This window comes from Pseudomonas sp. F9001 (assembly GCF_013385435.1).
Classification (GTDB): domain Bacteria; phylum Pseudomonadota; class Gammaproteobacteria; order Pseudomonadales; family Pseudomonadaceae; genus Aquipseudomonas.
The window spans coordinates 67789-81267 of sequence record NZ_JACAPX010000015.1 but is presented as its reverse complement, the minus strand read 5'-3'; the positions used below and the strand labels follow the sequence as shown (position 1 = coordinate 81267).

The window sequence follows — 13479 nt, the reverse complement described above, 5'->3', positions numbered from 1 at the left end:
TCTTATTGTTCTGTCAGCGGCCGCACGTGGACGCCGCTCTGCAAAGTCTCAAGCTGCGCTTCGTCGGTGATGCCAAAGCCGATCTGCGTGACCGCCATCGCGGCAATGGCGGTGGCGCGGCCCAGGGTCTGCTCCGGCGTGTCGCCACTGAGCAAACCGTGAAGCATCCCGGCCAGCAGCGAGTCGCCGGCGCCTACGGTACTGGCCACGGTTACCTTGGGCGGGGTGGCGTGCAGCGCGGTATCCGGGCTGTACCAGCTCACACCCGCGGCACCGTCGGAGACCACCACATGCTCCACACCTTGCCGATGCAGTTGGCGGATGGCATCTGTGGAATGACCAAGGGCATCGGCCAGTTCTTCGGTATTGGGTTTGACCAACCACGGGCCGGCGTTCAATCCGGCGCGCAGCGCTTCGCCGCTGGTGTCCAGGGCGACTTTCAAGCCGAGGTTTTTCAGTTGCTGCAGCAGGCCCTGGAACCACTGAGGGGTGATGCCGCGTGGCAGGCTGCCGGCCACGACGACGGCGTCGTAGCCGGGAGCAATCCGCGCCAGTTGCTCAAGCAGTGCGTGTTGCGCCTGCTCGCTGACCAACGGGCCCGGCGCATTGACATCCGTGACCCGCCCATCCTGCTCGGCGATCTTGATATTGCTGCGGGTTTCTCCCGGCACCCGAATAAACGCATCGGTAAAACCACGACGGGCAATCAGCATCTCGAATGCCTGGGGATTGTCCTCTCCAAGAAAGCCGCCCACGGTCACCTGATGACCAAGGTCCGCCAGCACCTGCGCGACGTTCACGCCCTTGCCGGCAGCGTGGGTGATCATCGCTTCGCTGCGATTGACCTCGCCCGGTTCCAGGCGCGCCAGGCGCACCGTCAGGTCCAATGCCGGGTTCAGCGTCAGGCTTAAAATCCTTGCCATTTACACGGCCTCCACAAGCGCACGCACTTCGGCGGGAGAACCCACCGCCAGGGCTTTTTGTGCCAGGCCCTGGGCCTCGCTCAGACTGAATTCACGCACCCGTGCCTTGACCTCGGGGATGCTGCGCGCAGACACGCTCAGCTCATCCACCCCCAGGCCGACCAGCACCGGAACCGCCAACGGGTCGGCTGCCAACTCGCCGCAAACGCCGACCCATTTACCATGGGCATGGGCGGCGCGCACGGTGATGTCGATCAGTTGCAACACGGCCGGATGCAGGCCGTCAGCCTGGGCCGACAGCGTCGGGTGGCCGCGGTCGATGGCCAGGGTGTACTGGGTCAGGTCGTTGGTGCCGACGCTGAAGAAGTCCACCTCCTTGGCCAGTACCGGCGCCAGCAACGCGGCCGACGGCACTTCGATCATGATCCCCAGTTGCAGGTCGGCCACCGGGATTTCCAGGCGCAGGCGCTCGGTCATGGTCCGAGCCTGTCGCCACTCGTCAACACTGCCAACCATGGGGAACATGATGCGCAGTGGACGGTTGTCTGCCGAACGCAACAGCGCGCGCAATTGCGCTTCCATGATCTGCGGGCGTTGCAGGGTCAGGCGAATGCCGCGCACGCCGAGGAAGGGGTTTTCTTCCTTGGCGATCGGCCAGTACGGCAGCGGTTTGTCGCCGCCCACATCAAGGGTGCGCACCACCAGCGGCCGGCCGCCGAGGCCGTCGAGCACGCGGCGGTATTCGGCTTCCTGGGTGGCTTCGTCGGGCGCTTGTTTGTGGGCCATGAAAATCAGTTCGGTGCGCAACAGGCCGATGCCTTCGGCGCCCTGCTCCACCGCGCCGGCAACCCCGGCGCTTTCGCCGATATTGGCGAACACTTCGACGGCATGGCCATCGCGGGTCAGGGCCGGTTCATGGCGTTGCGCGGCGGCGGCTTTCAAGCGTTGTTCGCGGGTGTCGCGTTCGACGGTGGCGCGCTGCAAGGTGGCGGCGTCGGCGTCCACATGCAGGCGACCGCGCTGGCCATCCAGCAACAACGGCGTGCCCGAAGCCAACAGCAATACAGCAGGGCCTGCCCCCACCAGAGCGGGAATGCCCAAAGCACGTGCGACGATGGCGCTGTGGGCGGTGGCGCCGCCACGGGCAGTGAGGATGCCGGCGACACGCACCGGGTCCAGGCGCGCCACGTCCGAGGGACCCACTTCGTCCATCACCAGGATGTAGGGTTCGTCGGGCTCCTGGGCGGTTTCGACGCCGCACAGTTGCGCCAGCACGCGGCGGCCAATGTCACGCAGATCGGCGGCGCGCTCGGCAAGCAAGGCGTCCTGCAACGATTCCTGCTGTTTGGCGGCGGCTTCGATCACGCTCATCCACGCGGCTTCGGCGCTTTCACCCTGCTTGAGGCGCGTCTCGACTTCGTCGGTCAGTTCCGGGTCGTCGAGCATCTCCTGGTGGGTGATGAAGATCTCGCGGATGGCCTTGGATTTGCTGCGCTCGATCAGGCCCTGGATGTCCCGGCGCACGTCGGTCAATGCCGCGTGCAGGCGCTGGCGCTCGATCACTGGCGACTCGCCGCGCAGCGGGTATTCGAAAGGTTGCAGCACCTGGATATGCGCCGGGCCAATCGCAATGCCGGGGGCGGCGGCAATGGCCTGGATCAGGCTGCCGGTCACTGGCGCGCTGATGACCGGTTCGATCTCGACCACGGCTTGTTGGGCGCTGACTGCCGGCAGCGGCTCGACTTCTTCGCCGAGGCCGTCTTCCACTGCTGCCAGCAAGGCGGGCAAGGCGTCACCGGCAATGGTTGGCTCGGCGACAAACTCCAGTACCTGGCCGCGACGCGCACCGAGGCTGAGCAACTTGCTCAGGCTTTTTACCGATACCGCGCCGACGTCTCCATCGACGATGCGCACACGGATTTCACCGTCAAAACTTTTCGCCAATTGCGCGAGGATCTTCGCCGGGCGCGCATGCAGCCCGTGGGCGTTGGCCAAGGCAATGCGCACGCTTGGCCAGTCGGCGTGCAGTTCACCGCCGAGCACTTCCAATACGGCGCGGCTACTGGTGGCGCGGCCGAGTTCCTGGCCACGGCCTTCGATCAGCAAGGCACACAGGCGTTCGAGCAAGGTCTGGTGGGCCTCGCCGAGGCTGGCCAGGCAGAACAGGCCGCTCAAGGGCTGGCCCAGGTAACGCATGGGTTTGTCCGGGGTGACGAAGGCCAGGCCGGGACGCTTCACCGTCTGCTCACTGTGCAGCCACCACAGGCCATCGCCCAGGGGCAGCGCGTCGACTTGTTGCAGCACGGCGGCAAAGCCATTGCTCACGCAATCGGCCTGGCGCAACAGGCGTGCGCCTCTCCACACCAGTTCTTCGAAATCATCAGCCGACACGCCCAGGCCAATCATCTGTGCGTCCAGCGCCAGCTCCTGCGGCGCGCCTTGCAGCAGTTTCAGCAAGGCCTCGGCAGAACTGGCGCGGCGCAGGGCCTGGCCCAGGTCGGTCTCGCCGAGGGCACGGGTCAGCAGTTGCAGCAGGCGCAGGTGTTCGTCGGATTTGGCGGCAATGCCGATCGCCAGGTAAACGATCTGGCCATCGCCCCAATCCACGCCGTCGGGAAATTGCAGCAGGCGCACGCCGGTGGCGAACACCTGGTCGCGTGTTTCGGGGGTGCCGTGGGGGATGGCGATACCCTGGCCGAGAAAGGTCGAGCCTTGGGCTTCACGCGCTTGCAAGCCACTGAGGTAACCCTCGGCGACCAGGCCATCGGCCACCAGTTTTTCAGCGAGCAGTTGCAAGGCAGCAGACTTATCCACAGCCGTCTGGCCCATGGATATCTGCTCGTGGGTGAGCTCAAGCATGCCGTTCTCCTAGTTAGTGCGGCGGGCGCACTAGGTATTATTTTGAATAAATCAGTGCAAAAGCGTTCGAATAAAATTGACTGAGTGGTCAGTTGGCAGGACCACACTCGTCGCGATAATCGTAAAAATACGCTTGCTGAAACGTTTAATCTAGAATTTATGGCAGATTACGCGTTAATTTCCCATGATTGAAGAGCCACTCGGCTGTTGAGTTGCGACAATGGTCGCCTGCAGTAATCGGTTACGATTGGACAAAATGTCGGGGCAAGCTCTAAAAAACAAGGAAATCCCGGTTTGAAACTCAGTGATATCGCGCGCATTGCCGGTGTGTCTGTGACCACCGCCAGCTACGTCATCAATGGCAAGGCCGAACAGCAACGGATCAGCACCGCAACCGTCGAACGGGTGCGCGCCGTGGTTGAAGAACATGGCTTTACGCCCAACCCCCAGGCCGCCGGGCTGCGCAGCCGGCACACCCGTACCCTGGGTTTTATCCTGCCGGACCTGGAAAACCCCAGTTACGCACGCATCGCCAAGTTGCTCGAGCAAGGCGCCCGTGCCCGCGGCTATCAATTGCTGATCGCCAGCTCCGACGACGACGCCAACAGTGAGCGGCAACTGCTGCAACTGTTCCGTGCCCGCCGTTGCGATGCGCTGTTTGTCGCCAGCTGCCTGCCGGCCACCGACGACAGCTACCGCGAACTGCAAGCCAAGGGTTTGCCGGTGATCGCCATCGACCGGGTGATGGAGTCTACGCAGTTTTGCTCGGTGGTCAGCGATGATCGCCAGGCCTGCCAGCAATTGACCAGCAGCCTGCTGCACCCGCTGCCCAAGCAGATCGTGTTGATCGGCGCGCGGCCAGAGCTGAGCATCAGCCAGGAACGTACCGCCGGTTTCAAGCAAGCGCTGAAAGACTTCAGCGGCGAAGTGCTGATCGAACAAGGCGAGTCGTTCAGCCGCGACTGTGGCCGACAGCTGATGGAGCAGTTGCTGCAAAGCCTGGGGCATTTGCCTGACGCACTGGTGACTACGTCCTACGTCCTGCTGCAAGGGGTGTTTGACGCGCTGCATGACTTCCCGCTCAAATCCCGGCCACTGCGACTGGGGACGTTTGGCGACACCCAACTGCTGGATTTCCTGCCACTGCCGGTGAATGCCATGGCCCAGCAGCATCAGTTGATTGCCGACACCGCGCTGCGCCTGGCGCTGGCGGCCATTGAAGAGCAGCACTACGAACCCGGCGTGCATGCCATCGGCCGTACGTTCAAGCAGCGGATTCACTCGGAGTAAGCGGTGTGCAGCTGATCGACAGCCACACCCATCTGGATTTTCCGGACTTCGATACGGACCGCCGCGAAGTCCTGAGCCGCAGTCGCCGCCTGGGCGTGCGCAGGATGGTGGTGCTCGGGGTCTATCAGCAGAATTGGCAACGGTTGTGGGACCTGGTGCAAACCGACGCGGATTTATTCGCCGCCTTCGGCCTGCACCCGGTGTATCTCGACGACCATCGCCCCGCCGACCTGACGGAACTGGGCGACTGGCTGACCCGCCTGAACGGCCACCGGCAACTGTGCGCGGTGGGCGAAATCGGCCTGGATTATTTCCTCGAACAGCTGGACCGCGAACGCCAGCAAAGCCTGTTTGAAGCGCAACTGAAGCTGGCGGTGGACTTCCAACTGCCGGCGCTGCTGCATGTGCGCCGCAGCCACGCTGCCGTGATCGCCACCCTCAAGCGCATTCGGCTGCCTCGGGGCGGAATCATCCACGCGTTTGCCGGCAGCCAGGAAGAGGCCCGCGAGTACATCAAGCTCGGCTTCAAACTGGGCCTGGGCGGCGCGGCCACGTGGCCGCAAGCCCTGCGCATGCACAAGGTGATCGCCCGGCTGCCGCTGGAAAGCGTGGTGCTGGAAACCGACTCACCGGACATGGCCCCCGTGATGTACCCCGGCCAGCGCAACAGCCCCGAACACCTGCCAGACATCTGTGCCGCCCTGGCGGAGCGCATGGGCATCAGCTCCTCAGCGCTGGCCGAGGCGAGCACCCGCAATGCCTGCGAACTGTTCAACTGGTAGGGGCCCATCCCCGATGCATGCCTGGCCATGCCTCACACTCGAAAGGCCCCGATCAACTGCTTCAGCTCGATCACTTGCAAGGACAACTGCCGGCTGGCCTCTTCAGTCTGGTGCGCGCCCTGCGCTGCATGTTCACCGGCGCGATTGATCTCGACGATGTTCTGATCGATGTCATGGGCCACGGCAGTCTGCTGTTCGACGGCGGCGGCAATCTGCTGGTTCTGGTCGACGATCATGCCTACCGCGCCGAGGATGTTTTCGAGGGCCTGCTGGACTTTTTCCGACTGCCCCACCGTGCCATTGGCCATCTCGTGGCTGGTGCCCATGGCCTTCACCGCAGCGCCGACACCGCTGTGGAGCTTGGCAATCATCTGCTCGATCTCTTCGGTGGAGTGCTGGGTGCGCCGGGCCAAAGTGCGCACCTCATCGGCCACCACGGCGAAACCGCGTCCTTGCTCACCGGCGCGCGCGGCCTCGATGGCGGCATTCAACGCCAGCAGATTGGTCTGTTCAGCAATGCTCTTGATCACTTCCAGTACGCGACTGATGGATTGGCTGTCGATGGCCAATTGGTTGATGACCCGTACCGATTGATCGATCTCCGAAGCCAACGCCGCGATACTGCCTTGCTGGGACTGCACCAGGCCGCGTCCGCTGACGGTTTCATCGTTGACGCTGTGGGCGCTGCTGACCGCCGCCGCTGCACTGCGCGCCACTTCCTGGGCAGTGGAGGACATCTGGTTCATGGCGGTCGCCACTTGCTCGATCTGGCTGCGTTGGCCGGACACCGCCTGGTTGCTGCTGGCCGAGACCGACTCCACTTGCCCGGCCTGGTGTTCGACCTGGTTGACGGTGTGCCCTACCCGCTCGATCAGGTCATGGATCTTGGCCACGGTAGCGTTGAACACCTGGCCCAAATCCCCCAGTTCGTCGCGGCTGTGGGCGATGAAGGTGACGGTCATGTCACCGGCCGCCACCTTGTCCATCGTCGCCCCCAGGCGGCGCAAGGTGGTGCGGGTGGAGGCGTAGAAACCGGCATACAAATAGAAGATCAGCAAAAACACCGACGCCAGTGCCGCCACCAATCCGATCATGTGCGTGCGGTTTTCTGACAGACGTTGCTCCAGTTGCTGCTCGAGAAAGGTCAGGGTGGCTTCGTCGAGCTGATAGGTCTTGGCCATCAACGTGCTGACGTCGTCGTAGAAGTCTTGCCATGGGGCGTCGAGGGTTTCGGCCACCACGACCTGCTCTTCGAACAACTCACTGCCTTGCTTGAGGCTGGCCTTGCTCGCGTCCGCCAGGCTCGCCAATGCTGCGTGGGCGGGCTTGCTGGAGCCGAGGGCATCCTGCAGTTTCAGGCCATATTCCGCCTGGAGCTTTTCCAGTTGCTGCAGCAGCTCGTCAAAACGAGTGCTGGACGACGAATTGAGAAAACCCTGGCCCAACGAATAAGCCCCCATGGCCCGGCCTTCCCCCAGGGTCTGGGTGACTTGCGGGGTGACGCTGGTGATCAGTTCACTGAGTTGGCGCAGGTCGCCCTGGGGGTCACGGCTCAAACCCGACTGGCTGGCGATGATCTGGCTGAGCATCTGCGCCTTGTTGAGGAGTTTGCCGATCAGCGCGCTTTTGCTGAGCAGTGAAGTTTCCTGTTGCTGGGCCTTGAAGGCGGCGATCATTTCATCGCGCTTGGCTTCGAAGGCGGCGGCCTGTTCTGGGTCGGCGGACAGGGCGTGGAAGCTTTGCAGGCGCTGCAGCAGGCTGTCTTCGAGGGCGGTGATTTTGTTTTCGATATCACCGGCCTTGCCTGATTGGCCGAGGGTTGCGTTGATCTGTACCTGGTTGTTCAGGGTTTCCAGGTCGCGGCGCAGGGCCAGGCTGCTGCCCAGCAGGTCGAGGCTTTGCAGCTCGATGCGAGTGCCCTGGAATTCTCGCCAGGAATCGCGCACCAGGTAGTAGTTGGTGGCCAGCATCGGCAACAGGAACAGCACGCTGATAAGGCTGAACTTCATGCCGAAGGTCAGGCGGTTCATGAACGCGACGGCGGGATAGAGCAAGCTCTTCACAGGTGAACTCCCTTTTCTTTTATTTTTATTGAGGGCGCAGGGCGGCGGCAGATAGCCACTATTTGGCGCTCTGTCTGTATAGCTCAATTCGAAAAGGAGGTTTGTAACTTAAGGTTAACGAGGTAGGAGCGAGCTTGCCCGCTCCTACAGGGGGGGCAAATCAGGGCAGCACGGTCCAGATGGCAAAGCCGGCGTACCACAGCACGGCGGCACGCAGCAGCAACTCCCAGATACGATCAAGGCTGTTGATGCCCTCGGCGCCTACCACCGGTGGCGGGATCTCCGCGGCCACCAGGCCCACCTTCTCCACCAGTTGCGCAGCACTGATGTCCCAGCTCAGCAGCTCATGCAGCATCACCCGGCCGACCGCCACAAAGTTGCCGACCAGGGCGAAACTCGCCGCCAGCAAACGTACCGGCAACCAGTCGAAGGCATGGCGCAATTGCCCGGCACGCTCGGCCACCAGTGGGTTCTTGCTGTTCTCAGTCGCCAGCGCCAGCAGACGGTAGGCCAGGGCGGCCACCGGCCCGAGGAGGAAGTACCAGAAAATCACCGCGAAGAAGCTTTGGTAGGCCTGCCACAACAGATGGCCCTGGACCCGCTCCAGCAACTGCTCACCACTGTCGGCACTGATGCTCAAGTCACGTTCGGCCACATGTTCGGCCGCCTGCAGGTCACCCCGGCGCCAGGCATCACGGAACGGGCCCAATCCGGCCAGGAGATCGCCACGGCCCAGGCTGTAGATCACCACCAGCAGGTGCACCGGCAGCGCCAACAGGCCATAGGCCACTGGCTCCAGCACCAGCAACAACAGCGCAAGCAAGGCCACCGGCAACAGCACCAGCAACGTGAGGATCAGCCACGGCTGCTTGCCCAGGCTGGCGCTCGACTCCAGCTTGGCCAGTTCCCGCAACCAACCGCCATCACGTTGTATTCGGTGACGCAGGGCCGAGAACTTCTCGATCCATACCGCCAGCACCAACACCAGAAAACTCATTGTGCGTGTCCTCCATCCTGCAAGGCGCTGCGAAAGCGCGCCCAATCAAATTCGGGTCCGGGGTCGGTCTTGCGTCCCGGGGCGATATCGCTATGGCCACAAATGCGCTGGCGGGTAATGCCCGTGTACGCCGCCAGCAACTGGCGCGTCAGGGCGATCAGGGATTGATACTGGGCATCGGTGAAGGGCAGGTCATCAGTGCCCTCCAGCTCGATCCCCAGGGAAAAGTCGTTACACGTCTCACGCCCCTCGAAGCTCGATACCCCGGCATGCCAGGCCCGGTCCCGGCACGAGACAAACTGCGTCACCGCGCCATCACGCTCAATCAGAAAATGCGCAGAAACCCGTAGGTCGGCAATACCTTCAAAGTAGGGATGTTCCGTGACATCCAGGCGATTCTGGAAAAACTCGTGCACCTTGCCGGTGGCGAATTGCGCCGGTGGCAGGCTGATGTTGTGCACCACCAACAGGGAAATCTCGCCACCGGGGCGCTCGTTGAAGTTGGGCGAGGGGCAATGGCGAATGCCCTGGCACCAACCGCTGGCGGGGTCCAACTGCATACTGGTTCCTTGAACGAGGCTGGGGTGACTCAGTATGCCGCGTTCCGCTGTCTGGTTGCGATCACTTGGCGCGATGAAGTTGGCGCAGGTTGCCAATCACCGAAGCCAGGGCGCGGTCGAACAACAGCGCATCATCCAGGGTTCGCACCGCGCCGCGCTTGAACTCCAGGGCCAGTTCAAGCGGATTTTTTTCCAATACCTTGAGGCCGGTTCGATTGACGAAAATACAGGTATTGCCCGGCGCAATAATCGCCGTCAGCTTGCAACGCAGGGTGTTTTCGGCGTCTTCCTGAAATTCCACCCAGCAACCGATCCGCAGTTGGCGAACCTTGAGCAGGTCGGGATCATCTTCCGGCAGGCTCGCCTCGATGGCCGGTGCCGCGGGACTGAGGACGAATGCCTCGCGCACCTCGATTTGCGACAGCGACGGTTGCTCCTCGGCACTGCCCCGGAACGATTGGACATGCAGGGTTTGCAAGCGGGTGAAAAATTCCCGGGTAATGAAGGGATCGAATGCCGCGCCGCTCAACCCATCGCGCAAGGCTTTCAGCAAGCCTGGCAACTGCTCCAGCAGGTGCCGGCCGGCTTCGGTGTCTTCGCTGAGGCCGACACTCCAGATCAACTCGTCCATGGTGCGCAACCCGGCCAGCCATTGTGGCGAGTGCTCGCCATGCTTCAGGCACGCCAGCAACAGCACCTGGCTCCAGGCCTGTTGCAGGAACTGCACCACGACCTCGGGCAGAACTTTGCCCAACAACCGCAGATTGAGGGCTTCGGCTACACGCTGACGAGCGATTTCGGTACGGGCGCGCCCTTCTTCCGCATCGCGCGTACGTTGCTCCAGCAATTCGCTGCGGCGTCGCTCGTCATGGGTAAACGCGGTGAACTCGGTCAGGAGCTGGGAAAAGATCGCCGGATCATCCACAAAATCGTTCAACAACCGCTGCACCACCTGCTCGATGTGCAGGTACAGGCTGTCGCGCTGATAATCGTCGCGCTGGCTCCAGCCCATGGCCGCCGAAGCGATTTCATTGAGCAAGCGTCGCGCCGGGTGATTGGTGCGGCTGAAAAAACTCTTGTCCAGCACCGCCACTTTCAGCATCGGAATCTGCAGGCGCGCGATCAGCGCCTTGAGGGACTCGGGCACCGTACCGTCATTGAGGATGAACTCGAACAGCATGGCGATCAGGTTGATCACATCCTCGTCCGCATCCTCCACCACCCGAGACTTGCCGCTCTTGACGCTGACCCGGGTCAGCAATTGTTCAAGCTGGTTGCGCAGGTCGAAATCATCCTCGACCTCAGGCTCAGGCACATATTGCTGCAAATGGGAGAGCAGGCGCAGCAGGTCACGGGTGGAGATGGGCTGGGTCTCGGCGCTGGCTTCCAGCGTGGGTGCCACGCTGCCGCGCACTGCCGACAGCAATTCCTGCAACGCCGCGAAAACTTCCTGGCCGCTGTCGTCTGCCGGGTGGCCGGCAATCGGCGGGGTGTCTTCAGGCAACTCGGCCGTGGCGACGGCGCGCCGCGATGGCACGGCCTTGAGTTCGGGCAATACGCCGGTGGCGATCAGCAACTGATTGGCTTCGCCGTACAACAGATCAGCGTCACTGAGCACGTATTTCTCAAACAGCTTGAGAATGATCAGCTTGACCCGGATTTCCACGCCAAGGCTGCGTCCTGCTTGCAGAAAAAACGCGCACAGCATTGCCGGGCCCAGGGGGTTGTCCCGATCATCCAGGCGTTTGTCGAGCAAGGCATTCAGCCGGGCTGTCAATTGCCCAAGGGCGAGCCCGTCACGGCGCAGCACCTTGCCCAGCATGGCCTCGAGCGCGACGGCTTTTTCCAGTTCATCGCCCGAGCCCCCGGGCGCCGCGGTGTAGGACACCACCGGAATCAGTTGCAGCTCACCGCGCTCCACGTTGCCAAGATTGGCAAACGCTTCGTAGAGTTGCTCCATGAAGCCACGCTCGAAATTCTTGCGCTTGAGGCGCAGGTCGCGCATGGCTTCAAAGAAGATACCGTGGTCGACGTTACTGCGGGTCTTGTCGGCCATTTCGAACAGGGTGTCGTCGGCGTTATCAAACAGCTCCTGCAGTCCCTGCCTGAGTTGCTGCGCCGCCTTGTCACGGACCTGGAGCAACACCACCGGCAGGCGGGCGAGCGGCGATGGCGTCGCCCGTGCCATATTGATCGGCACCACCTTCCCGTCATTGTGCATCCTGGCCTCCTGAAACGGCGGTATTCGATTGTGTGAAAGATCGGTGCAGCAACAGCGCGAAGCACGCCGGGGCACTGCGAAAATCGGGCTATCACCGTGACGTCAAAGCTATGACGCCAATTGCAAGGCGCGAGATTATCTTGCAAATGAGGGTTGTTGCGCCAGCGAACTCTGTGATTGCCGTGTAAATGAACATCGCGCACCGCACCCGAGGTGCCAGTTGCCTTGGGTTCAGGCCCGCCCTGCCCCTATAATCCAGGCACTTTGTTTGTGGAGCCTGTTATGCCCAATCTTCGTCTAGCCGACCTGACCGCCGAAATCGAAGCCAACGTGCGTCGCGCACTGCTGGAAGACATCGGCAGCGGGGATATCACCGCACAACTGATCCCCGCCGAACGCCTGGCCAAGGCCACGATCATCACGCGCGACGCCGCCGTCATCAGCGGCACGGCCTGGGTGGAAGCGGTGTTTCGCCAATTGGACCCACGCGTCGCGGTGCATTGGCAGGTGCGCGACGGCGAACGTGTCAGCCCCAACCAGGCGCTGTTTCACCTCGAAGGCCCGGCCCGCTCGCTGCTCAGTGGCGAGCGTTGCGCGCTGAATTTCCTGCAACTGTTGTCAGGCGTTGCCACCCGCGCCCAATACCTGGCGGACTTTGTCGCGTCCACCCAGGTCAAGCTGCTGGATACCCGCAAGACCCTGCCCGGCCTGCGCCTGGCGCAAAAATATGCAGTGACCTGCGGTGGTTGCCACAACCACCGCATCGGCCTGTATGACGCGTTCCTGATCAAGGAAAACCATATCGCAGCCTGCGGCGGCATTGCCCAGGCCATCAGCGCCGCCCACAAGATCGCCCCGGGCAAGCCGGTGGAAATCGAAGTGGAAAGCCTGGAGGAACTGCGTGAGGCACTGGCGGCGGGCGCCGACATCATCATGCTGGATGAGCTGAGCCTGGATGACATGCGCGAAGCGGTGCGCCTGAACAACGGCAAAGCCAAGCTGGAGGCCAGTGGCGGGATCAACGAAAGCACCCTGCTGCCCATCGCTGAAACCGGCGTGGACTACATCTCCATCGGGGCGATGACCAAGGATGTGAAGGCGGTGGATTTGTCGATGCGGCTTAGTCTCTGAAACGCCCTTGAATGTAAGCGCCTGCTTTTGTGGCGAGGGAGCTTGCTCCCGCTGGAGTGCGCAGCGCTCCCAAGGTTTTTGGGGTCGCTTGGCAACCCAGCGGGAGCAAGCTCCCTCGCCACATCAAACTTGTGTCAGATCGCGAGATTGTTCATCCCGCAATACTCGTTCCAGTCGACACCCAACACCTCGGCCGCTTCCTTGTGCAAAGCCAGGCGCGCCGCCTCGAACGCTTCGGGGGTGGAGGTGTACTTCAGGGTCAGTTCCCATGGCTGCAGGCCCTGGGCCTCGGCCTCATCCTCAAACGCCCATTGGATCTGGTCCCTTTGATCATCGGCGCTCAGGTCCTTGATCTCATCCAGCAGTTCCGGCGACTCCGCGACGTACTTTTTGAGGGCTGCTTCGTGCCGCGCTTCCTGGGTCATTTCTTGTGTGGTCATGTCGTTCTCTTAGATCGAGGAATGGGGATGCATCTGGGTCATCAAGGTCGCGCAGATACAAAAGAACAGGCATGAATACCGGTTCGTCTGGCCTTCAGAACCATTCTGGGATCATCTGAAAACTGTGTTGCCTTTGTGCCCGAGACAGGAATCGAACCTGCGACCTTCGCGTTACGAGTGCGCTGCTCTACCGGCTGAGCTACACGGGCGGTG

Annotated in this window: 10 protein-coding genes and 1 tRNA gene; 3 read left to right on the top strand and 8 right to left on the bottom strand. The window is 62.3% G+C overall.

Annotated features, from left to right (window positions below):
• Window positions 1-2: 2 nt before the first annotated feature.
• Window positions 3-923, bottom strand: a complete 921-nt coding sequence (gene pfkB / locus HX818_RS16980) for a 1-phosphofructokinase (protein WP_087694617.1) — start codon at window positions 921-923, stop codon at window positions 3-5.
• Entirely contained in the window at window positions 924-3782 is a 2859-nt protein-coding gene (gene ptsP, locus HX818_RS16975) for a phosphoenolpyruvate--protein phosphotransferase (protein WP_177020446.1), read from the bottom strand. It lies immediately after the preceding gene.
• A 294-nt stretch (window positions 3783-4076) separates the two neighbouring features.
• Here ptsP and cra point away from each other — a divergent pair, with 294 nt between their 5' ends.
• Together cra and HX818_RS16965 are read left to right on the top strand one after the other, a co-directional pair.
• Entirely contained in the window at window positions 4077-5072 is a 996-nt protein-coding gene (gene cra / locus HX818_RS16970) for a catabolite repressor/activator (protein ID WP_177020445.1), read from the top strand.
• Window positions 5073-5077: 5 nt separating this feature from the next.
• The gene (locus tag HX818_RS16965) at window positions 5078-5854 is read left to right on the top strand and encodes a TatD family hydrolase (RefSeq protein ID WP_177020444.1); all 777 of its coding nucleotides are present in this window, start codon (window positions 5078-5080) and stop codon (window positions 5852-5854) included.
• 32 nt (window positions 5855-5886) lie between these two features.
• Here the strand turns inward: HX818_RS16965 and HX818_RS31490 are convergent, their stop codons facing one another.
• From HX818_RS31490 to HX818_RS16945, 4 genes are all read right to left on the bottom strand, one after another.
• Window positions 5887-6591 carry a methyl-accepting chemotaxis protein gene (locus HX818_RS31490; protein ID WP_371132334.1) on the bottom strand — a complete coding sequence of 235 codons (705 nt, stop codon included), beginning with the start codon at window positions 6589-6591 and terminating at the stop codon, window positions 5887-5889.
• Window positions 6592-8077: 1486 nt separating this feature from the next.
• Window positions 8078-8914, bottom strand: coding sequence for a regulatory signaling modulator protein AmpE (gene ampE, locus HX818_RS16955; RefSeq protein ID WP_003215936.1), 837 nt, complete (start codon window positions 8912-8914; stop codon window positions 8078-8080).
• The gene (gene ampD / locus HX818_RS16950; RefSeq protein ID WP_003215934.1) at window positions 8911-9474 is read right to left on the bottom strand and encodes a 1,6-anhydro-N-acetylmuramyl-L-alanine amidase AmpD; all 564 of its coding nucleotides are present in this window, start codon (window positions 9472-9474) and stop codon (window positions 8911-8913) included. Before ampD ends, ampE begins: the two co-directional genes overlap by 4 nt.
• 61 nt (window positions 9475-9535) lie before the next feature.
• Window positions 9536-11695 (bottom strand): DUF1631 domain-containing protein, encoded by a 2160-nt coding sequence (locus HX818_RS16945; RefSeq protein ID WP_177020442.1) that lies wholly within the window; start codon window positions 11693-11695, stop codon window positions 9536-9538.
• A gap of 282 nt (window positions 11696-11977) precedes the next feature.
• Here HX818_RS16945 and nadC point away from each other — a divergent pair, with 282 nt between their 5' ends.
• Window positions 11978-12826 (top strand): carboxylating nicotinate-nucleotide diphosphorylase, encoded by an 849-nt coding sequence (gene nadC / locus HX818_RS16940; RefSeq protein WP_008437288.1) that lies wholly within the window; start codon window positions 11978-11980, stop codon window positions 12824-12826.
• Window positions 12827-12960: 134 nt separating this feature from the next.
• Here the strand turns inward: nadC and HX818_RS16935 are convergent, their stop codons facing one another.
• Complete coding sequence (locus HX818_RS16935) at window positions 12961-13266, bottom strand: DUF6388 family protein (protein WP_008437299.1); 306 nt, start codon at window positions 13264-13266, stop codon at window positions 12961-12963.
• 136 nt (window positions 13267-13402) lie between these two features.
• Window positions 13403-13475, bottom strand: a tRNA-Thr gene (locus HX818_RS16930).
• Window positions 13476-13479: the final 4 nt, after the last annotated feature.

Bases quoted from the DNA above. Each gene is read 5' to 3' on its own strand.
- pfkB (WP_087694617.1), bottom strand. From the start codon at position 923: ATGGCAAGGATTTTAAGCCTGACGCTGAACCCGGCATTGGACCTGACG.
- ptsP (WP_177020446.1), bottom strand. From the start codon at position 3,782: ATGCTTGAGCTCACCCACGAGCAGATATCCATGGGCCAGACGGCTGTG.
- HX818_RS31490 (WP_371132334.1), bottom strand. From the start codon at position 6,591: ATGTCCTCCACTGCCCAGGAAGTGGCGCGCAGTGCAGCGGCGGCGGTC.
- ampE (WP_003215936.1), bottom strand. From the start codon at position 8,914: ATGAGTTTTCTGGTGTTGGTGCTGGCGGTATGGATCGAGAAGTTCTCG.
- ampD (WP_003215934.1), bottom strand. From the start codon at position 9,474: ATGCAGTTGGACCCCGCCAGCGGTTGGTGCCAGGGCATTCGCCATTGC.
- HX818_RS16945 (WP_177020442.1), bottom strand. From the start codon at position 11,695: ATGCACAATGACGGGAAGGTGGTGCCGATCAATATGGCACGGGCGACG.
- nadC (WP_008437288.1), top strand. From the start codon at position 11,978: ATGCCCAATCTTCGTCTAGCCGACCTGACCGCCGAAATCGAAGCCAAC.
- HX818_RS16935 (WP_008437299.1), bottom strand. From the start codon at position 13,266: ATGACCACACAAGAAATGACCCAGGAAGCGCGGCACGAAGCAGCCCTC.